Origin of the sequence: Candidatus Clavichlamydia salmonicola, from assembly GCF_015356765.1 — a bacterium.
GTDB lineage: Bacteria > Chlamydiota > Chlamydiia > Chlamydiales > Chlamydiaceae > Clavichlamydia > Clavichlamydia salmonicola.
This window is the reverse complement of record NZ_WTCQ01000005.1, coordinates 24,425-47,233: the sequence shown is the minus strand read 5'-3', so window position 1 is coordinate 47,233 and position 22,809 is coordinate 24,425. Positions and strand designations below refer to the sequence as shown.

Sequence of the window (22,809 nt, the reverse complement as noted above, 5' to 3'; positions counted from 1 at the left end):
CTAACATATTTTCAAGTGATTTCCAATTGCGTTAATTTATCAATATTTTTTTGATAATTTTTTAATTGGTCCATAATTTTTATTTCTAATTCTTTATAAAGAATGGTTAAGGAATTTTGCAAAGGATGTTTAAGGTCATTAAGAGGGGTTACAGGGGTGTTTTCAGATGTTCTCTTTTTCCATTCTTCTAAAAGGAAGGTTTGAATTTTTTCTAATTCAAAAAGCGTGTTGTTATATTTTGCTTGAGTCATATGTTTTTTTTTTAACGAAAAGGTGTCTTCATAATTAGTTTGCAGCAATACATGATTGTATTGAACCCCCCAATATATTAAGGGTATGCAAAGGTTGACGTCAGTTATGATGTGTTGATTATATTGAATGTTTATTGCCCTTTCAAAAGAGAGCATATTTTTTACATGATGAGTAGTTTTTTTTGCATGGCAGAAGAGGCTTTTTATATTATGAAGTTTTAGATTTGTAAATACTGAATGAATATTAATTACATAGTCAGTATCAGGCCTAAAAATCGAGAAAAATTGAAAAGAATTTGTTAGATCATTTTCTCTAGACATTAACATGAGAGGTGTTGAAGTTAGTGAATCTTGAGGGGAAGATGGAAGTGCGGGATTAGGATTGTTTAATATATCTATAATAGATGTCAGGATCTGTTCAGTGTTTTCTCTACCAAGGCTTAAGACTTTATCATCTAGCTCAGAGTTGCTTTTAAAGTGATGGAGACAGGTTTTTAAATTATGAAGAGAAATTTTTTTTAGTACAGGTAATAAGGTTTTATGGGTTTTTAGAGAGCGAGTGTCATGATCTAGTGGCCAAGAATTATCATTACATTTTAGGTATATAGATTGATGTTGGGATTGTTTAATTGCATTAATCAGACGCAACTTGTGTTTTGATAAACTTTTTAACCAAGTTGTAAGTGCTTGTTTTTTGTTATTAATGGGTGTTTGTAGAAGGATCTTTTTAATGAGCAAGACGTTATGGTTATTTGGATGGGGGTATATGCTGATATAAGAAAGGGATGATTTTTTGAATATCGGGGAAGGGAGATTGTTGTCAGATATAAGAGAAACGAGTAAGTCATCATGATGATGCAAGGGGTCAGGGTTAAAGCCAATTTCAGAACAATATTCTGAGTTAAGAAAGGACAGGGTTTCTAATACAGCTTGTTCTAAAGATTTTAAATTTGTTGTTAAATGATGAAGTTTTGGAAAGCAATAAAAATTGCGATGTACTATGTGGTATAAAGTTTTAAGTGAGGTAAGTCTATCATGCGAAATGTTATTGCTAATATTAGGTATTGTTGTATTAGAAGCATAAGAGCTTAGTTTACTTGCTTTATATACAATTTTTAAAAAATTTCTAAATTTTTGGATAGAATATATAGAGGCTTTAGATGATAAAGAGAAACAAGAAGCTAGACAACGAAGTCCAATAAAGTAATGTTCAGGTAAAATTTGCTTAAAAATTTTAGGGGTGCTTAATTTTTTAAATCTTTTAGCGATAATGCAAGGGGATTTTTTGAGCGTTGCCATTTTTAAATTAGTAGATTTTTCTAATACAGGACTTTGAGATTCATTAGAAATATGAAGGCATTGTTGAGTGTATTGCAGAGCAATTTTTAAATCTTTTATTAATGTTATGTGAGATGAATGAGCTTCTTTTTTAATGTCTGAGTCAAAAATATTATTTAATAAATGAAGGTGTTGTTCCATAAATTGTAAAAGTGATTTTAGCGTAATTTTTCTTAAGTGACCTGGTTTTATATATGGAATAGATGATATTTCTGATTCTGAGTTAACAAAGAAAATGTCTGAATTGGTGATGACATTTGCGACTTGTTGGTGTGTCTTTGTGATCCATGCTTCAAGATCATAAGTTTCTTTTTGTATAAATGTGAATACAGATTCTTGAAGCATGGTAATATCAGTGGTTAAAAAGCTGGGCATTTTTTCAAGAGCAAGTGTAATAACTTGGGAAGAGTCCGAAGGGAAAGCATGTTTTTCTGGATCCATTTTAGCTTGTTTTGGAGGAGACATAGAGGCTTTTTCATATGCCATGCGCCATCTTTTTTTTGGATTTTGTGATTGGGGTGTGGGAGAGACTGAATGCGTGGGTACAATAGGTGCTTCTAAATCTAATGATTGTAGGATCTTTTGATAAAATGTTCCTCCAAATGATGATATAAGAGTTTGATTATTTTCTTGTAGCCATGTCTTAAGTTGTTGAGCGAGTATTGATAAGTTTTGTGTAAAAGATAAAGGGTGTGTGTATCCAGTTTTTGTAGATTTTGTAGATAGACAAGCATTGGACAAAGAATATCCTTGTATTGCTGCTTGTCGGACCTGATGAGCTAAGTTATGTAAATGATCTTGTTTTTCATGTGTATCTTGTAAAACTAGATTTCTATGTATGAGTAAGATAGTGGTGTCTTGCTTCACAAGAATGGTCTGAATAGAAAATGGATTAATAGGAATGATCATAATTCATTATATTTGTTTTGAATGTGGTTTATCAAAATAATATTTTTATAGCATATGAAGTTTTTCTTTATATGGGCTAAAGGGTTAGTTAGATTCATTGCTAGGCTTTGTTTGATTAGTAGAAGGTATATTTTTCCACAAGTTTAATATCTCTTGAGCTATAGGTTGATTAATGCTCGTAAGAGGAGTAACAAAGTCTTGTAAAGAATCTTGTTTTAATTTTTGTAATAATTGCTCTTGAGATTGCGTTAGACAATTAAGACTTGAGAAGTAGTAGTTTTCTGATTTGTGGTGGTCTTTTTTGTAAGTTTTATTATGGATACTCTTTAAAAATGCCTTGTTATAATCAAGTCCCCAATATAACAAAGAGATGAAAAGAGAGAGGTTTTTTATTTTTGTCTCTTTATGTTTGATTTTAGGAAGACATTTCTGTGTCAGTATATTTTTTATGTAACGCGCTGTTTTTTTTGTATGATGAAAAATAGACCGTAAAGCTTCATATTTTCTTGAAGATACTATCTGATGTATTCCTACATGATACCCTTCATCAGGTCTAGTTATCGAAAAGAATGAAACTTGTGGGATACTTAAAGAAGGAGGTATTATTTTTTCTATAACCTGAGGTTTAAATATAGTACTTTCTTGAGAGGTTTTATTGTTTAGAAGATCTTTTAGAGCATCCTCAAGTGCTTGAAGGATTGATGATAATATTTCTTTACTTTGGTTATGGCCAAATTGATTCGCTTCAGTATCAGGATTAGAGCATTCTTGAAAAGCAGCTGTGCAACTTTTGTAATTATATTTAGAGATGCTTATCATTGTTTCTATCAATTTTATAGGGGACACAGATATGTCTTGCGGATGGTATAAAGGCCAAGAGTTATCATTGCATTGTAAGTATGTAACAGTTGTATGAAGATTTTTAATAGTTAATAAAATGCGTTCTTGGTGTTTTTTTAAGCTTTTTAACCAAAGTTGAACATTTTTATAAGATGCCTGTACTGGCGTTGTAATTACAGTTTTTTTGATTCTTATAATGTTTGTGTTAGCGCAAGCAGAGTAGATGCTAATATATGAGATACAGGCGTCTTTTATAATAGGACCTGGAGGATTAGAGGGAGAGACAAGTAAACCTTTTAGGTGAAGATGATGAGATGAAGGGTTTGCTACTTCTCCTAAATGTTCGCAATATTTTTGATTCAATAAGGCTAAAGTAGAGTTTATAGATTCGTCTAGTTTATGAGAAACACCATGCCTTTCATTAAAGAGATATTTATTTCTTTGAACTATATGGTATAAAGTAGTTAAAACATTAATAAAGTTATGCAAGGCAGATTTTTCTATATTAGGTATATTTTGTTTAGAGTTGTATGTGGATAATGAGCTAGCCTGTACTATTTGCTTTAAAAATATTTTAAATTCATAGCAATTAATGATATCTTTTTTAGATGAGAGAAAAAAGGATGTTTCTGACACTCGTATTCCTACAAACCATTCTTCATTGGAATCAGCTTCTTGAGAGCTTATTATGGATCGTAATTTATTAATTTTTTTGATTGATTTGTCTGCTAAAGATTTTGGTTCACTTGCTGGAGAACTAACTTCCAGAAGATCGCTATCTGATGAGCGGCTTTCTATACAAGCAGAAAGCTCTTGAAGAGCATCTGTTAAGTCTTTTGTTAGTGTTAGATGTGATAAAGAGGCTGTTCTTTTAATTTCTGGATCAGGAATTTGATTAATGAGTGAATTGTGTTCATACAAGAATTTTAAAAGAGATTCAAGTGTAAACTGTCTTAAATTAGTTAATGTTTCAAATGGTAGCCCCTTAACATCTTCTTTTGTGGCTAGTAATACAATATCAAAATTGGTTAAAATTTTTCCTATATTCTCATGTGTAATATTAAACCACTCTTCCAGATCATGGGTAATTATGGGAGAAAGTATAAAAATATTTTTTTCAAGCATGACTAGTTCTTTAACAAAATAATCAACCTTTTCTGTAGAAGATTCTTTAATTTTTTTAGGTGCAGAAGAGCTCTCTTCTAGAGCATGCTGAGTTCTCCATCGTTTTTTTGGATTTATTGGCATAGAGCTAGAGGGAGCGGCTTTTAAAGGCAAGGCAGGCGCAGAAAATGAAGGAGGGTTTAAATTTAATGACTCAGAAATATGGTTATAAAAAGATAATCCACAAGATGAAATAAGGAGGAATTCTTGAGTTTTTATCCAAGTACTAAGTTCTTGCGCAAAAGATGTAATAGTTTGAATAAATGAACAACTTTCTGAATGTCTATGCGTATTCAAAGAAGAGCTGAGTGTAACATGGTTAAAAGAGTATCCTTGAAGAGCTGCCTGTCTTATTTGTGTTACTAAATGTTGAAGATGCTGTTGTAGATGCTCAGAATCTTGGGTTATTTTTGGATGTTGAGGACAAATAAGTAAATGTTTTTCTTGTTCTATAAGGATAGCTTTGAGGGCAAGGGGATTTATAGAGGCTGACATAATAAATCATAATAACTTAAGTTTTTCATTCAAAATATAGTTACATTTCAATGGTAATTTTTCATATTTTTAATTTCCTTTTCAGAGCGAGCAATGATGTGTGTTGGTAAATTTTCATACAAAAGTAGCATTTCTTTGGATAAAGGATGCTCAAGATATTCTAACTTAGGAATAGGTATTGTAGCGTTGAAAGAATTCCAATAATTCTGAATATTTGACCGGGCTACATTTAGTTCTAAGAGAGTGCTATTGTATTGTGTAAGAGTAAAATTTTTAAAATTTTTCTTAAAGGTGTTAGCGAAGTACTGTTCTAGTAAAGAGTGGTTGTAGGTCGTTCCATGATAGAGTAGTGCTAAGAATAAAGAAGCATTGTTGAACTGTTGGCCTTGATATTTCATTCGAGGGAGTATTGTTTGTTTAAACATGTTGTCTAGGTGGTGCTGAATTTTTTTTGCATGGCGATACATTGCTGCAATAATTTCATATTTTCTTGTAGAACATGTGTGATAAATTTTTATATAATATACATGATTATTCTTTAAGAGCGTTATGAAATTAGGTTTAAACTTAACTAAGGGAAGGGAAATTTTTTTTATAGATTCTACTTTACTTGATAAATCTGTAAAGGTTGATATAGGATTAATGTAGTCTATTTTAGTGGCATCAAGTGTCTTTGATAATATATTTAAGGTTTCTTGATATCCAACAAGATAAACTTCCTTTGTTGTTGAAATGGGAGCTTTTTTTTCGATACCCTTTTCTAAAGGAAGTGGCAAGCCAGCATTGCCAAGCTCTTCAATAGCATTTTTTAAGTCTGTTGATAATATAAGGTGAGCTTGATAGAGCTGTCTTTGTGTGTCTGGGCTGGAAAGATTATTATAAAGGGATAGATTTTGTTCTAAGAAATGAACAAGAGAGTCAAGAGTAAATTTTCTTAAAGTACTTAATGTTTCATATTGTAATGCAGAAGTATCAGCTGTTGAATTTACAAATAACATTTCATTATTTGTTATAATTTTACCAATATGTTGATGAGTAGAGTTAATCCATTCTTCAAGATTTTCAATGGTAGTGGGTCTCATCGTAAATACATCATTATCAAGCATAAAAATCTCTTTTACAATATAGGGGCAATGGAGGAAAGTAGATTTTTCTATGATGTTAGAAGCTTCAGAAGATATTTTAGGTTTTTTTGGTGCAGAAGTATCTTCCTGGGTGTATTCGTTACGCCATCTTTTTTTAGGCCATTTGCCTTTAGATATCTGCTCACTTGTTTCTTGCATGGTTAATTGTGAGCTTGGTATAGCTATATGGGTGTTTATGGTTAAAGACTTAGTAAGTTCTTCGCAGAATGATGTCCCATAAGATGCTAAGAGTATAGATTTATTTTCTTCTATCCATTCACGTAATTGTTGAGCTAAAGATATTAAGTCTTGATTAGATGGTAAAGGATGAAAAGGATCTGTTACTAGAGAAGGGGTAGGATAGAGCGTATGTATAACAGAAAACTTTTTAATGGCAGCATGTTTAATTTTTTCCACTAAGTCTTTTAAATGTATTTTTTTTTCTGCGTTATTTTTTGCTTGTGTATCTTCATTACAAATTATGAATGCGTTATTTTTTTCTATAAGAACGACTTTCACTGTAAAGGGATCAATTGAAAGGGACATAGCTACATATATTTTTAGAAATTATTAAGTAAAATATACTTACATCTTTTAGATAATTTTTCCGTTTTTATGAGATTAAGAATAAAATTATAAATGGGTTCTTTTAAGAAAAAGGCTGTGCTTCTAAGGTATATTTTATTATCCATCTTTTTTTAGGATTTAACATCTTAGATGTAGAGATTGTGTTTTCAAGAGTTATTGAGGAGCTGGTTGGCTTTTCTAAAGTTATATTTAGAGAGATGGATTCATAGAATGATAAGCTATACAATGATGAAATCATGGGTTTGTTTTTTTTGAACCATTCATCTAATTTTTGTGCTAAAACTATTGTATTTGTAATACATGAAGGGAGCACAGGTTCTGTAGTCAGGAGTAATAATGGTGTTCCTAGATTTAAATTGTAGGACAAGGCTTTTTTAACGCGAAAAAATAGGTGATAAAGATGATCTTTTAGTTTTTCAGGTTTATAATGATATGAATCTATAGGAAGTAGTAAGAGGCATTTTTCTCTTTCTATTATGATCACATTAAAGGTAAAGGGATTGATGGAACAGGTCATAAAAAAGGCATTAAAGAAGACCTAGTTCAAGAGAGATTATTGTAAAAAAATCGCTATGTATTGGATGAGGGGACCTTTTCGATAAAATCTTGTAGTTGTTTATAGGATTTTTGTAAATCTTTTGCTAGAGGGTGATCATGACTATCTAACAAAGGTATATTTTCCCAAAAATTATTTATTTGACCATGATTGTGAATTGTTTTTTTAAGTGCTTGAAAATTGTTAGCAGCTTTTGTAAAACGTTCTTCTATTTTATCTTGTCTTCGTATGTTTTCTGTATTTTTATAACAAATGCGTGTAGCTAACTGCAAATTGTAATCAAAACTCCAGTATAATAATGAAAGGAAGATAGGTAAATTACTTATTTTTGTACCTTGATACATCATTCGAGGGGGGGTGGTTTCTTTTAGTAAAGTGTTTAAAAAACGAATCATTTTTATAGTGTACTGAGATAATGATTTTAAAATATGGTGCCTGTTAGCTGATTCAATTCGATGGATTTTGATGTAATATATAGATCTAGATTTTTGTAAGGCAAAAAATTGAGGTGTCAATACATTTAGATTAGCAGAGTCTGTCTTGATGGGAGTGGTTCCTATCAGGCTTTTTATTGGAGAAAGATCGTTGACTAAAGGTATGCCTTGAGACTTTTTAATTAAGTTAATGATGGATGATAAGATTGCTTCACTTTTTTCATAGACAGGGTATGTGATCTTTTTTCCATCCTTAGAGAGGCCTTTAAATGCTTGTGAGATTTGTTGATAATTATATTCAGAGATGCTTAATAAAATGGGGAGCAATGTCTCTCGATCGATAGGAGTGTCTACAGAATGATCAAGAGGCCATGCTTTATCATTGCATTCTAGATATAATTTATTAGTTTGAGCAGATTTTTCAAGTATTTGTAAAATGCGGAGGTAATGTTTATTGAAGCTATCCATACAATTATAATTAGCAGAGTCTTGTGGAGCAATCAGGGATCTTTTTTTAATTCTAAATATATTTGCATTATGAATACATTGATAGCAGCTAACATAATGAAAAAAGTGTTGATTATCACTATTTTCCATAGGAAGTACTGTAACTGAAGGAGTAGCTATTCGCTGGGGTTGTCCAGCAATTGGTGTAATTATTCTTATTAAATTTTTAGAGAGGTGTGTTAATAGAAGACCAAAAGGATGCTTTATGGAAGTTAATGGTATTAATTTTTTTCCAGTAAGTTTGTCTAGGATTTTTTCTTGATGTTCTGAGAATAGTTGAACCATCTCTTGGCAATGCTTTAGAATTTTAGAAGAAAGGGCGCCTTTCATAAGGTCGTTAGGATAAATATTTTTTATAACTTGGATGTTATGTTCCAAGCCCCAGTACATTAAGGACAAGAAAAGAGAGAAATTTTCTATTAGATCTTCTTTATATTTTATTTTAGCCAGAGGATAACTACTGAATATATTTTTTATGTAACGGCTTGTTTTTTTTGCATGAGATGTAAAAGTGTGTATAGTTGCAATCGATGAAGCTTTGTAAGTTATTGATGCTATATTTAAAGCATAGCTGCGATCAGGCTTGTAAAGAGAAAAGAATAAGGCAGTTTTTTTTATTTTATGAGCACAAATAGGTGCGATCTTCTCTGGCTTATTCACATTTATTTCTTCTGCAAGACTAAAGTCAGAGTCTTTTTCTAGAAATTTTTGCGCGAGTGAGATTAATGATGCTAATGTTTTTTCTATAGGATCATAATCAGCGTAAAACATTTCTTCACCTGTATCAGAAGTTTCTTTAAAATACTCTAAACATGTGTTGTAGTTGTATTGAGAAATTTTTAAAATTGTATCAATAAGTAATTTAGGCTCTACTGGCTCGTTTAAAGGGTGGTTAACCTGCCAAGAATTATCATTACATATCAAGTATAAGGGGTTGGTATAAGATTCTTTTATAAGTTGGGTTAAGCGACGTTCATGGTTTTTTATGCTTTTTATCCAATGATGTTGATGATTTTTTTTGGGATGAGACAGGGTTGTATTTTTTATCCGTAAGTTAGCTGGATTAGTGTTATCTGGATAAATGCTAATATATGAAACAGAAATTGTTTTGGGAAGAGGCGTTAGAGGATTATTTAAAAACACTTTTAACTTTAATAATGCAGGATGATGGTGGAATGGATCAGGTGTTATGCCAAGGGCATGGCAGTATTTCTCATTAAGAATATTGCATGCTATGCCAATGCAACTGTCTAAATAAGTTGATGGAGGCCGCAAACGCATAAAGCTGCACCTATTTCTATGTAATAAATGGTATAAGGTTTCTAACGTTTGAGTGTGGTTATTAGAAATGTTGTTAGGTATGTGTGGAATAGGAGTCATAGACTGATATGTAGATAATAAGCTTGCTTTGTCTATTTGAACTAAAAAGTTTTTAAACTGATATGCATCAGCAATATTTCTTTTAGAATATATAGAAAATCTGCTACCTGTGACTCGTAATCCTACAAAATAATCTTCTACAAGCTCTTCTGCTTCTGTATGAATCATTTCGTTTGATTGAGGATCAGGAGTTTTTGTTTTCTTCTTTTGATCTGAATCTATTTTCTTTTGGGAATCAGTAGTGGTAATTAATAAGTGAGGACTTTGTAATGACAGAGGAGTTCCAGTAGCTCTTTCTATATCGCCAAGGGCTGCTTGTAGATCTTCCATTAATAATACATGAGATTGTTTAAGATGCTGTTTAATTTCAAGGTCAGTTAAGTTATCAAGGCACTTTTGATGTTGTTGCATAAAGATCAATAAAGATTTTAAGGTGAAGGCTCTTAAAGTGCGTAAATTTTCATGAGGGATAGTAGAAAGATCTTCTTTTGTTTTTACAAATATCATATCAGCATCATTCAGCATTATTCCAATATGCTGATGTGTGTGCATTACCCAATCTTCTAAATCTTCTACGAATGCATTCTCAAAGGTAAATACTGAGTCATGAAGCATGAGTATTTTTTGAACATAATAGCGAGCAAGGCTTTGGGGTGATTGTGTTATACTTGTAGCAGATTTTACAGAAAACTCACCATCAGTGAGAAATGTTTTACTTTGTTTACAAGGAAGGCATTCATTTGTTTGAGTATACTCTTGGCGCCATCTTTTTCTTGGGTTAAAGGGCTTTTTTTGACTAGTTTGACTAGTAGGTATAGTGCTTATAGAGGTAGATGAGGGCAAATTAATTGAAGATGGTTGTAGATCTAAGGATTGGGAAAGATTATCATAAAAAGATGTCCCAAAAGATGATGAGAGGTTTATCTTATTAAGGCTTATCCAGCGGCGTAAACTTTGGAAAAGGTGTTGGATTTCTGTGACTATAAAAGGGTTTGTTGTTGTAGAAGTTTCTATGGGTAAAGTGTTTAGCACAGAATAACTATGCAAGCTGGCTTGTTTTACTCGTTCTACTAAATTAGTGAGATGTTCTTGTGCTTGGGAGAGCTGAGTGATATCAGTTAGAGAAGGATATATGATAATGCTTTTCTCTTGTTTTACTAAGATAGCAGTCAGATTAAAAGGATTAATTGAAGGCATAATAAATTATAAAAAAGTTTATTGATTAATAACGAAAAAATAATTTTTATTTATTATGATAGGGGATGATTAGATTTACAATCTCTATTTTCCAGTTCAAAATAAGTAAAGCTTTTTTTATTTGTTAAAAAGATAATTCATTTAAAATATGTTTTATCGCTTTAAAATAAGAGTTTGTTTAAATCTTGATTTTTTTAATATGAATGTTAAATTAATTTAGTAAGAATTAATTATTGTATTTTTTTTTCAATATAAGAAATTATTGATGAATAATCAGCATAGAAAAAATGGCCTAAAGAGGATGTTTTAGGTTAAATTTGAGTGATTCAATAATAGGAATGATTTCCTGTTTTAATGGGTGGTCAAATGCTTCAACATCAGGCATGGGCGTTTCTGGAAAAATATTTTCCCATCTTCTTTTTAATTTCTTTAAAAGATCTTCTAGAATAGAAACAGATGCCTGATAAAGTGTTTCTGAGAAGTTTACCTCTTTCTCCTGAAAGGAGTCTTTAAATCTAGATTTTAATTTTTCATAATTAGTAAAAAGTCCAAGATAGATTAATGGGATGAGTACTTTTATATCTTCGATGGTTTGATGGTTATGTTGAAAAGAGAGGTGGCATGTAGAAGAAGTCAGCAGGGGTTCTAAATATCGCGTTATTTTTTTAAGCATACAGTGAGATCTTTTTAAGCAGCGAAACTTAGTTGCATTCTTTATATAAGAAATTTTTAATTGATATGTTTGATAAGGCTTAAGTATAGAAAAAAATGGAAACATATTCTGCATCTGAAGTGTCTCTGTACTTATTGAAGGAGTGGGAGGTAAGGTGAGATTTGTATTACTGAAGTGTCCTTTATCTGAATCAGGGGATATAATATTGTTGATTGATGTAAGGGTCTTAGTTAAAGTGTATTTTGTTTCAAAATATCCAGGAAGTATAATTTGGTCAGCACTTGAATTATCAATAAAAAGGTCTAAACATATCTGTAAATTATGTTGAGAGATCTTTAATAAAATCTCTAAAAGCATTTCTTTTTTGGTAGGAAATTCTTTCTCAATGCTTATTGGCCATGAATTGTCATTGCAAGCTAAAAATATCTCCTGCTCGTGCATTGTATCTAAAATTGTTTGAATACGGTTCTCATGTTTCTTTAACCCCCCAAGCCAACATGTCAGTATCAATTTAGATTTAGTATTAGGTTTAATAAAAGAAGTTTCTTTGATAAACCAAAGATTTTTTTTATATTGGTTAGGGTAGAGGCTCACATATGATACAGTCTCTTGAGTGGAAATAGGTAAAGGAAGATTTGTGTTAGAGATAGCTAAATTTTGTAAATGTATATGATGAGTTATTGTATTAGCAGGGGTAGATTTTATGGTACAGTATTGTTCATTAAGTTTTTCGAGGGTATTTTTTAAGCTACTTTTTATACTTTCTGAAGATACATGACATTTGCAAAATATAAAATAATTTCTAGAAGTTATATGGTAAAGGCTTTTTAAAACCTGTCCATGATCATTTAATACACTGTTGGGTATACTAGGAATTAGGCTACTGGATTTATACGAAGTTAGTGAACTAGCCAATGAAATTTGTTTTAAAAAATTATGAAATGAAAGACTAGAATTCATATTTTTTTTAGCAGATAAGGAAAAAGAAAGCGGTGATATTCTTAATCCTATATAGGGATGTGAGGTAAGGTGGGTAGGAATAGATATGTCATTAGGCGATGCTATTGCTTGGGTTAAAAGAGAGGATGCTGTTGTTGATTGTTGCATCTCAGTAATAATAGTACTCAGATCATTCATAAGAGTGAAGTGAGCCTTGCATATTTCTTGTTTTATCTCTTTACTAGATATTTGATGAATAAACATAAGATGTTGTTGCATAAAATCTACGAGCATCTTTAATGATAAAATGCGTAATGAAGAAATTTCCTCATATTTTAAGGCTGAAATAGTATCTTTTGAAGGAGCAAATACATTATCGTGAAGGGTAATGATTTGACCAACTATTTCGTGGTTTTCTATAAAAAATGCTTCAAGATCCTCTACTTCTATTTTTTCTAATGAAAATACGCCTTCTTGAAGAAAAAATATTTTGGTTACAGAATAGGTTTTTAAAGGTGAAGTTCTTTCTTCAAGTGGCACAAGGCTGTTTACAACAGGTTCATTAGAGTTGTCTAGTTTAGATTTTTTAGCTTTAGAATGAGTTGATTGAAGAGCCCTCTCTTGCTCCATTGATGCTAGAAATCGTTTTTTTACTCCTCTGAATGGTTGTGATGTAGAGGGTGTTGCTTCAGGTGTATTCTCTAAACGATCTTGTTGAGGTATAGAATGAAGTAAGGTTGCAGTAGTGCGCAATGATTCTTGCATTTTGTGATAAAAACTTGATTCATGAGAAGCACTCATGATGGAATGTTGGTGGGTTATCCAATTATTTAATCTCAATACTAAGTCTTTTAAGCTTTGAATAGATTGTAATGATGCAGTGTCTGTGTCTGTTTCTAAATCAGGTCTAGATGTTGAAGCATTGATAAAAGAATAGTTATTGAAAGAGGCTGTTTTTAGATTTTGAGTAAGTTGTGAAAGATGGTGTTGTATTTGTAATGGTTTCAAAGGTGTGGTTGGCTGAAATGGAATGATCAAAAGACTTTTTTCTACTTCTATGAGGATAGTTCTTAGAATAAAAGGATTGATGGACAAGGGCATAATCAATTAAATTAATATGTTTTTCGATCATTTATTTTAAAATAGTTAATTACATTAAGTTAAATATAAAATTATTTATTGATGAGAGAATGTTTTCTTATAAAGAGAGAATAGAAAAATAAGATAAGACTACTCATATAAGAAATAGAATCATAAATTTCTTCTAATAATGTAAATACCTGTAAAGGCTTTAGCATATATGGAATAAATCTATCTGACAATACATTTAAAAGAAGATATTCTTATACAAAAATGGGTTTAAATATTAAATGCTTGAATAATAAGAGATAGTTCTTTTCTTATTGGATGATCAAGTTCATGAAGAGATGGTATGGGTTGTTTTGGTGAAATATTTTCCCAATTTTTTTCTAATTCTTCTAGCGAAATTTTAAAATCAGCAAGAGTTTTTATATATAATTGTTCTGAGGCATTATCGTTTTGTTTAATAAAAGAGTTTTTAAAGGTACATTCTAATATTTTATAGTTAATTTGAATTCCCCAGTACAATAAGGGGATGACCATTTTTATATTTGTGATGAATTCATGTTGATATTGAATAGCATGAGGGCGAAAAGAAGCTAATAATGTTGAAATGTATTTTTTGATTTTTTTTGAGGCACGCGCAGAGGCTCTTAAAGAGTTAAATTTGATGTGATGTGATAGATAAGAGATTTCCATTTTATAATTTCTAGGTTTCAATAGAGAGAATACAGGAAAGATAGATCTTGTTTGAAGTGTATTGAGATTTATTTCCAAGGATGCAGGTGGAGATAGATCTGAGTCGCTGATGTCATTATCATCTGCATGAGGGTCTATAGCATTTTTGACTGTTTTTAGTATTTTGGTTAAAGTAATCTTTGTTTCAAGATAGCCAGAACGACAAGTTGGTTCGTCATTGGAATAATCTGTAAAAAAATCTAAACATGTTGTGTTATTATGTTGGACAATGTTGAGTAAAGTATTTGTTAGTACTTCTTTCTGGATAGGATGGTCTCTTGAAGATTGTATAGGCCAGGAATTGTCATTACAGATTAAAAATATGGGTTTATTCTTAGCTTGCTTTAGAAGCTTTTTGATACGAAGGTGGTGATTTTTTAACCCATTTAACCAGGATGTTATTGAAGTTTTAGACTCTGGGTGAGGTTTATTAAATATGGCTGTTTGAATAAACCAGAGATCTGAGTGATGATTACTAAGATAGATGCTTATGTATGATAGAGTATCTGGATTAGAAATGGGTAAGGGAGGGTTTGTTCCAGAGACAGCTAAATTTTGTAAATCTACATGATGATCTGCTGCATTATCTGGAACAGATATTATGGAGCAGTATTGTTTATTGAGGGTATTAAGAGTGTTTTTGGCTTGATCATGAACATTTTGTGAAGCAGCATGTATTTGACAGAACATAAAATAATTTCTAGAAGTTATATGATAAAGACTTTGTAAAGCTATTAAAGGATTATTTAAGGTGCTCTTGGGTATGCTGGGAATTATGCCACTTGATTTATATGAATACAGTGGAATAGCCAATAAAATCTGTTGTAAAAATAAACAAAATTTTCCATTAGTTGCAAATGTTTTTTTTGCAAATATGAAAAAAGAAGAAGATGAAATTTTTAATCCTATGTAGGGATATGAGGGGAGGTATGCATCGCGAGGCATGCTTTTAGGCAGTGCTACTGCTTTATTTAAAAGAGAAGACGTTGTTGTTGATGGTTCTGTTTCTGCAATGACAAAGCGGAGATCATTCATAAGAATGAAGTGAGCTTTGCATATTTCTTTTTTTATGTCTTCGTTGGGGATTTGATGGATAAGCATAAGATGTTGTTGCATAAAATCTAAGAGCATCTTTAATGACAAAATGCGTAATGCAGCGACTTCCTCATATTTTAAGATTGAAATAGCTTCTTTTGAAGGAGCAAATACATGGTCATTAAGGGTAATGATTTGACCAACCATTTCATGGTTTTCCATAAAGAATCTTTCAAGATCTTCTACTTCTGTTTTTTCTAATGAAAATACTCCTTCTTGGAGAAAAAATATTTTGGTTACAGGATAGGTTATTAAAGGTGAAGGCCTTTCTTCAAGTGGCGAAAGGCTGTTTGCAGTAGGTTCATTATAGTTGTCTGTTTTAGATTTTTTAGCTTTGGAATGAGTTATTTGAAGAGAACTTTCTTGCTCCATTAATGCTAAAAATCGTTTTTTTACTCCTTTGAATGGTTGTGATGTAGAAGGTGTTGGTTCAGGTGTATTCTCTAAACGATTTTGTTGAGGTATAGAATGAAGTAAGGTTGCAGTAGTGTTTAATGATTCTTGCATTTTTTGATAAAAACTTAATTCATGAGAAGTACTTATGATGCAATGTTGGTGGGTTATCCAATTATTTAATCTCAATACTAAGTCTTTTAAGTTTTGAATAGATTGTAATGATGCAGTGTCTGAGTCTGTTTCTACATCAGATGTAGATATTGAAGCATTGATAAGAGAATAGTTATTGAGAGAGGCTGTTCTTAGATGTTGAGCAAGTCTAGTGAGGTGTAATTCTATTTTTAATGGTTCTAGCAAGGATGTTTGCAATGGAATTAATAAGAGGCTTTCTTCTTCCTCTATCATTATCGTGTTTAGGCAAAAAGGGTTGATGAAAAACGGCATAATCAATTCATAATTAATATGTTGTTGGGTTTGAAAATTATAACATATTTAATTAGATATAGTTGTATATAAAATTATTTATTAACAAAAAATAAATTTAATTGTTACATATAGGAAATAGCTTCATTAGTTTTATCTAAAAGGTAATGGTGCATGGCAGTAGCAGTTTTTTGCTCAGAAGGGCTTTTAATATTTTTTAAGTAGGGTAAAGTGTCTGTTAAGAAAGTTTTAATAGTACAATAAGTTTGAGATTTTCTAGGGAGTAATTTAAGAGCTTTTAAATCTTGTTGTGTTTTGTTTAATGGAACTACACATAATTCTACTGATTCTAAAAGATCTTCTATTATGGTATGTGTTTTTTTTGCCCATTTCTTCATATTGTTGGTAGCTGTTTTTTGTATCATGTAGAGAGTTTCTTCTACTCTTATTAACTCTAATGTGTTGCCTGTTGATGGGGTTAATGAGGTGTAAAGATTGCTAGAAGATTGAGATAATATTTTTGTTGTTGGTTTTTTAGGATAAGATGTTGATACAAACAAGACATCATCATCCGACTGTATGTTCTCATCGTTTGCAGTTTGGAATAAAGGTTCTGGAGAGGTATGAGAAGAGTGCTCTTCTATGGATGTTTTAGTTTGTTTAGGTTTAGTAGCTTCTGTGTCTCCAACATGCTGAATTTTCCATCGTTTTTTTGGATGGTGTTTTTTCAAATTCGAAGGAATGTTAGATAAATGTGATGGTAAAGAAGTTGGAATTATACTTAAAGAGTGGGAGATTTCTTGATAGAAAAGTATTCCGAAGCACATTGTAAGAAAATCTTGCTTTTGTTCAATCCATGCATGTAATTGCTCACCTAAAGTTGTTAAATTTTGAATAGAAGATAGGGGATTAGGCGTAATGCTTGTGGAAGGAAGAGCATGGGCGAGAGAGTATTGGCGAAGCGCTGCTTGTTTAATTCGAGATACTACATTATATAAATGTTGCTGTGATGCAAGAGAATTTTGTAAATTTAGATTTGGTGGAACAAGAAGAAGACACTGCTCTTCCTCTTTGAGAAGAGCTTGAAAAGTAAAAGGATTGATTGAGAGAGACATTAATAAATTATTGAGAGAGACATTAATAAATTATATCTAAAGATTTAATCTATTTGCAATCATTTTTTAATGAATAAGCAAGATTGGGTATGAAAAGCGATGACTTTGGGAGATATAGGCTGAATCTTAATTGACTATTGGAGAAGTCTGTAATACTTTAGACAGATTGCTTAGTTCATTTTTGAGAGGATGTTTAAGAGAGTCAAGGTTAGGAAGGGAAGAGTTAGGGTATTTTTTTCCCCAGTATGTTGTTGCTAATGCTTGTTCTTCTTGGATTAGTGTAAGACTGTCTTGATATAGATTTAGTAGCATTGAGTTTTTTGTTTTGTCAAATGTGTGATTAAAGTTTTTCATTAGAAATTGATAATTATAATCCAATCCCCAATACACTAATGCTAAGGCGTCTTTTTGATTTTCTAGGTGTTGCCCATTATATAGGATCTGAGTTGCAGTATTTCCATTTGAAAGATTTTTTAAATAAGACATTGTCTTAAGTAAGTTCTGATGCATGTTTCTTATAACATCATATTTTTTATTCATTGATGTAGTATGTAGTTTGGGTTCATAGCTGCTGTATGATTTATACATAAAAAATAACAATACTGGTGGTGGTTGCTTTTTTGGTGGTGCTTCTACAGGTTGTGGATAAGGATTAGTCATGTCAAAATTTTCCAAGAATGTTACAACAAATTTTAAGAGAGATTCAGTTTCTGTATATCCAGGATAATGTATTTCCTCATTATTATTTTCTTGGGTATCTTTAAAATAAAGAAGGCATTCATGGTAGTTGTGTTTTGCTATAGCTAATAAAACCTTGAGTAATTGATGGGGTAGGAGTTTCTGTTGGTTGCTTTCTAATAGCCAGGATTTATCGTGGCATTGAACCACAAGATTTTTATGAAAAACCATGGTTGCTATTTCTAGCATTCGTTTTTTGTGATGAGAAAGACTTTTTTTCCAATTTTTAAGCAGCCAATATAAGGTTTTGTCAGATGCTGTAATGAAGATTTTTCTAATATTTATTATGTGAGGATGTTTTGGATTATAATAAATAGTGATTAATGGTAATGCATAGATAGAGCTGATGGGTTGAGGAGGAGTTAATTTTGTTATCGGATATTTTTGAAAATTTTTATGATGCTTGTTTATATCGTCAGCACAAGATTTTATAGCACAATATTTTTTATTTATCATGTTAAGTGTCTTGTCAACATTTTCTTGTAGTGGTTCAGACAAGAGATGGAATTGTTTGAATAAAAATACATTTCTTTCTACAGCATGATATAATGCTAATAGGATTGATTCTTTGTTTACAGATGAAGCTGCATCTATCTCAGGAATATCTTGAGAGCAGATGTATTGAGGTAATTGACTAGCATGATGAACTTGTTTTAGAAAAAACATCAATTCAGTTTCTTTTTCTATTTTTTCTCTAGATGATAAGTTAAAAAGATTAGGGAATATTTTTATTGAGATAAAAAATTTCTGAATGGTGTTTTTTAAGGCAATTTTATTGGGTTTGTATTGTACTCCAGGTACAGTTCTTTGAATTTTTATTTCAGAAGGTAAGGGAGACGCTGTTTCAAAAGAATCAATGGAGGGTAGGGGAGAAGGGGATTTTAAAGCCTTTTTTAGTTTGAGTGAAGTATTTTTTAATTGTTTCAAAGCGGCTGCTAATTCTATCTTTAAGTGTGTATGTAAGTGAATAGCAGGATCTTTATTTAAATTTGCAGGCATTTTTTTTAAGAATGGCTTTTGTTTTGCTAATAATTTTTTTAATTTTTTCAGAGTTTTTTCTCGATGAGTCTCTACATATAATTTAGTAAGGGATTGTTTTTTCAAAACGGATGCTGCTTTTGTATGTTTTACATAACATATTTCTGAAAAATTTAAAGCATTTCTCACCATCTGATGGGTATGACATATCCAAGATTCTAAATCTAAATTTTGGGCAGGTTGAATCGTAAAAACTTCTTTAGTAAGTACTACAATTTCTTGCAAAGAATCAGTAGTAATACATGGAGTCTGTTTTTCTACTGAGACTGAACATTTTTCAAAAGATGAAGTTGCTAAGAGTTTTTTCTTTAAAGGAGGTGAAAAAGATTCTGAGCGAGATGTACCCTTTTTAGAATCTTTAGATAGACGTTTTTTCCCTAGATAAGATTTTTTTATACTTGATGGATCAGAGACGCAAATTGTTGGAGGAGGGCTAAAAGAAGTGTCAGAATTGCTCAACATAGTTTGTGTTAGAGTAAATGATGTTAGCATTTTTTGATAAAATGTAGGTCCACAGGAAGATTGGATGATAGATTGATTGCTTACTATCCAGCTATGTAATCTGGAAATCAGTTGTTGCAAATTTATAACTGAAGAACAAATTTCTGTGCTTGTTGAAGGAGCTGTGTTAAGAGGCATAGCGCTGACAAAAGAGTATTGATGAAGAGTGGCTATTTGGATCTGTTCAGCTATAGTGCTTAGATGGGAACGTATGTGAAAAGTAAGAGAAGGATTTTGTTGAAAGGGCAACATTATTAACTTTTTTTTTTCTTTTACAAGATTCACAATAATTGAGAAAGGATTAATAGAAGTAGTCACAATAAGTTCAATATTTACATAATGTTAGAAAGAAGAAAAAATAATCACATTTTACGTTTAAATAGCCTAGCTTATTCATCTTAGGTAAATAAATTTAGTTTGTTTTTTTGTCTAATGGCAAGTTTAATGATTTGCTACAGTCTTCTGGATTTGTTAAGGAATTCATTATGAGTTGCAATTCATCTTTTACAGAATGTTGCAATTTTTCTAAAGCAGGTATAGGGGTGCCTGGGTTGATGATGTTCCATTCTTTCTCTATTAAACATATATTTTCTTCTAAAAGTTGAGTGGATTTTTGAAAATTGCTGTGCATTACTGAAGATTTATTTTTAAAAAAAATATTTGTAAAACAATGTTTTATTGATATCAAGTTACATTTCACTCCCCAATATAATAAGGATAATAATTCAGAAGAATCTTTTATCAAGATGCCTTGATATTTGGTAGGATGAAATGGCGCAATAGAAAAAATTTTCTTTAAACGAAGTTGAATGTGTTTGCTTTGAGTGTAAAAATTTTTTATCAAATCGAATTGTTGATGTATTGAAAAAGAACAAAATTTGATGGTATGGCTACGGTCAATTTTTACAATAGAGAAGAAAGGTAGTTTATTATTTTTTAAGTAGGAAGATACTACAGATATTGCAGTGGGGATCATGAATTCTTCTGAGAAAGGATGTAAAAAAAGATCTAAAATGAAGGTTAGTGAGGATTGAATTGTATGATATCCAGAATACAATTGTTCACTACCATCTGCTAATGTGTCTTTAAAGTAGTTAAGACAATTTTGAAGGTTATATGTAGAGATGTTAGAAAATAATTTGCAAAGTTCATCGTGAGGCAAAGCGGTTTTTTTGTTAAATGGTATTGGAAATGAGTTATCTAAACATTTAATGGAAATATTTGACTTCATGGAGCGTATGAATAATGCGTTCATGCGAGCTTTATGCTTAGCAATACTTCTTATAAAATTGCTAACTAAGTCTTTTAATTGAGTAGAAGAAGCACTAATTGATATTGTGTGAAGATGGGCATTAAGGGGGTCTGGGTTATCTGGATGTATGCTGATATATGAAAGGTTGTAAATAGGGTAAATAGATCTTGCAAAGCTGGTTGTTGTAATGGCTAATGATGTCAATTCATTATGATGACAGGATTCGTCATGAGTAGCTGAAACTTCAATACAGTAAAGGTTATTTAGAAAATTTAATGTATTATCTATTTCTTTTTGTAAATGCTCAGAGATAGAATTTTTTTGTTGAAATAAGAAAGAGTTATTTTTTGCTGAATAATACAAGGCTTTAATTAAAAGAGCTTTATTGTTGGAGGAGGGTTGTATTCCATCAATAACTTGGGTAGATGTGTACTGTGAGCATAGGGAGGCTTTTTTAATTTTTTTTAAAAAATTTTTCATCTCAAATGTTTTGACGATATCTTGTCTAAAAGAAAAGCTCAAGTCAGGTGGCATTAAGCGTATTTTCACAAATTTTTTTGTAACAGTAGAACTTCTAGCTGAATTACTTATTTGGTAAAAAGGTCGAATGGTTTTTGAAGGCACTTGTTTGCTGATCTTTTTTTTCCTATAGACTATAACCTTTGCTCTGCTCGTCAAAGGTTTTTGAATTTCTACGAGAGCTGTTTCTAATTTTTTTGTCAGATGAGAATGAAAAAATTTGGCTTTGTTTTGCTCAAGATTTTTAGTCATTTTTTCTAAAAATGGCTTTTGTTCTTTCAAAAATTGTAAAAGAGTTTCTAGAGTTATTCGTCTCAAATGAAGTGTAGATTCTTTTTGTAAGGTGAGTAAATGCTCAGATGATTGTACAAAACAACATTTTGAAAAATTTAGAGCGTGGCTAATTTGTTGATGTGTTGTATCCATCCATGCGTATAGATCATTTTCCAGCTTTTGATGAAAGGTAAAGGTACTTTCATTTAAAAAAATTATTTCTTGGACTGTGTAGCTTATGTTGTTTAAAACTGTTTTAGGGCTGATAGCAGTGGTTAATGTGTCTTTATGTTCTAATATTTTTATTTGTTTTATCTTTTTTGCTAAAGGAGATGTGTCTGCCTCTGTTGAATGACGTTTTTTCTTGTTCGGAGAAAAAATAGGATCTTCTGAAAAGCAATGATGGTGTTCCTTAAAAGCAAGCTTGGACTCATGTATTAACAATTTTGATTCAGTAAATGATTGTTCTATTTGTTGATAAAATGCAGGTCCACAAGAAGAGATGATAATAGAGCTATTAGTAATTATCCAGCTATGCAGTCTTGTAACTAATTGTTGGAGATTTGGAATAGGCTGGAAAGGTTCTGTCTCTGTTGATGAAGAATTCTTTCTGGGCGCACCATTCACAAGTTGGTACTTATGAAGAGAGGCAGCTTGAATAGATTCAGAGAGGTATTTTAAATGATATCTAATATGAAAAGGAAGATCAGGAGGAGGTTGAAAAGGGAGTACCTCTATGCGTTGATTTTGTTTTAGTAGATTAAGAGAGATAGTAAAAGGATTAATGGGAGTAGTCATAGTAGTTACGAATCATTCATTATAGTTATTTATTAAAAATAACACAGAATAATTTCTTTTTTCAATTAAACATTTTATTTTCATGTACTTGTAACATTAAGACGTTTTTATTAGTCCAAATGTTCATGTGATAATACCTCATTAGGTACTGCTAGCTTGTGTTTGTAGAATTAATGTTGCAATGGTTAATGGATGAGATGCACTTTTTAAGTGCTTTAGGAGCCATTATAGGCAATAAGGCAATGATGTCAGTTAAGTCTTGACTTGAGATCCAGTCTTTTTCTGTTATTTTAGGAGATATTGCTAGAACAGGCTTTATTATTGTAGGGGAAGAGCTTGGAGAAGGTTATTTTTGTGAGAGTAATGTTAAATGGTAGGGTTTGCGAAGAAGATATTTAGCTAAGAGCATTATGAGGGGGACAATTACTGTAATATAAGAAAGAATTTT

General features: G+C 31.2%; 10 protein-coding genes. All 10 read right to left on the bottom strand.

All coding sequences use genetic code 11. The annotated features are described in order from the left end of the window. Positions 1-11: 11 nt before the first annotated feature. The 10 genes from CLAVI_RS04825 to CLAVI_RS04780 all read right to left on the bottom strand — a co-directional run bounded on the left by CLAVI_RS04825 (position 12) and on the right by CLAVI_RS04780 (position 22,361). Positions 12-2,498, bottom strand: coding sequence for a hypothetical protein (locus CLAVI_RS04825; RefSeq protein WP_194844466.1), 2,487 nt, complete (start codon positions 2,496-2,498; stop codon positions 12-14). 84 nt (positions 2,499-2,582) lie between these two features. Further along, positions 2,583-4,997: a hypothetical protein gene (locus CLAVI_RS04820; protein ID WP_194844465.1), complete on the bottom strand. Its 2,415-nt coding sequence runs from the start codon at positions 4,995-4,997 to the stop codon at positions 2,583-2,585. A gap of 47 nt (positions 4,998-5,044) precedes the next feature. Continuing rightward, entirely contained in the window at positions 5,045-6,667 is a 1,623-nt protein-coding gene (locus CLAVI_RS04815) for a hypothetical protein (protein WP_194844464.1), read from the bottom strand. Between the two features lie 103 nt (positions 6,668-6,770). Beyond that, the gene (locus CLAVI_RS04810) at positions 6,771-7,226 is read right to left on the bottom strand and encodes a hypothetical protein (protein ID WP_194844463.1); all 456 of its coding nucleotides are present in this window, start codon (positions 7,224-7,226) and stop codon (positions 6,771-6,773) included. A gap of 53 nt (positions 7,227-7,279) precedes the next feature. Continuing rightward, positions 7,280-10,783, bottom strand: coding sequence for a hypothetical protein (locus CLAVI_RS04805; RefSeq protein ID WP_194844462.1), 3,504 nt, complete (start codon positions 10,781-10,783; stop codon positions 7,280-7,282). Between the two features lie 292 nt (positions 10,784-11,075). Further along, on the bottom strand, positions 11,076-13,496 hold the full coding sequence (locus CLAVI_RS04800; RefSeq protein WP_194844461.1) for a hypothetical protein: 2,421 nt from the start codon (positions 13,494-13,496) through the stop codon (positions 11,076-11,078). 258 nt (positions 13,497-13,754) lie between these two features. After that, positions 13,755-16,148 (bottom strand): hypothetical protein, encoded by a 2,394-nt coding sequence (locus tag CLAVI_RS04795; protein ID WP_194844460.1) that lies wholly within the window; start codon positions 16,146-16,148, stop codon positions 13,755-13,757. A gap of 104 nt (positions 16,149-16,252) precedes the next feature. Beyond that, on the bottom strand, positions 16,253-17,242 hold the full coding sequence (locus CLAVI_RS04790) for a hypothetical protein (RefSeq protein WP_194844459.1): 990 nt from the start codon (positions 17,240-17,242) through the stop codon (positions 16,253-16,255). 126 nt (positions 17,243-17,368) lie between these two features. After that, entirely contained in the window at positions 17,369-19,837 is a 2,469-nt protein-coding gene (locus CLAVI_RS04785; protein WP_194844458.1) for a hypothetical protein, read from the bottom strand. Positions 19,838-19,931: 94 nt separating this feature from the next. Further along, a complete protein-coding gene (locus CLAVI_RS04780) occupies positions 19,932-22,361 on the bottom strand; it encodes a hypothetical protein (protein ID WP_194844457.1) in 2,430 nt (809 codons plus the stop codon). Between the last annotated feature and the right edge of the window lie 448 nt (positions 22,362-22,809).

What these genes read in the sequence shown, in the direction of transcription:
- CLAVI_RS04825 (WP_194844466.1), bottom strand. Translation starts at nt 2,498, where the DNA reads ATGATCATTCCTATTAATCCATTTTCTATTCAGACCATTCTTGTGAAG.
- CLAVI_RS04820 (WP_194844465.1), bottom strand. Translation starts at nt 4,997, where the DNA reads ATGTCAGCCTCTATAAATCCCCTTGCCCTCAAAGCTATCCTTATAGAA.
- CLAVI_RS04815 (WP_194844464.1), bottom strand. Translation starts at nt 6,667, where the DNA reads ATGTCCCTTTCAATTGATCCCTTTACAGTGAAAGTCGTTCTTATAGAA.
- CLAVI_RS04810 (WP_194844463.1), bottom strand. Translation starts at nt 7,226, where the DNA reads ATGACCTGTTCCATCAATCCCTTTACCTTTAATGTGATCATAATAGAA.
- CLAVI_RS04805 (WP_194844462.1), bottom strand. Translation starts at nt 10,783, where the DNA reads ATGCCTTCAATTAATCCTTTTAATCTGACTGCTATCTTAGTAAAACAA.
- CLAVI_RS04800 (WP_194844461.1), bottom strand. Translation starts at nt 13,496, where the DNA reads ATGCCCTTGTCCATCAATCCTTTTATTCTAAGAACTATCCTCATAGAA.
- CLAVI_RS04795 (WP_194844460.1), bottom strand. Translation starts at nt 16,148, where the DNA reads ATGCCGTTTTTCATCAACCCTTTTTGCCTAAACACGATAATGATAGAG.
- CLAVI_RS04790 (WP_194844459.1), bottom strand. Translation starts at nt 17,242, where the DNA reads ATGTCTCTCTCAATCAATCCTTTTACTTTTCAAGCTCTTCTCAAAGAG.
- CLAVI_RS04780 (WP_194844457.1), bottom strand. Translation starts at nt 22,361, where the DNA reads ATGACTACTCCCATTAATCCTTTTACTATCTCTCTTAATCTACTAAAA.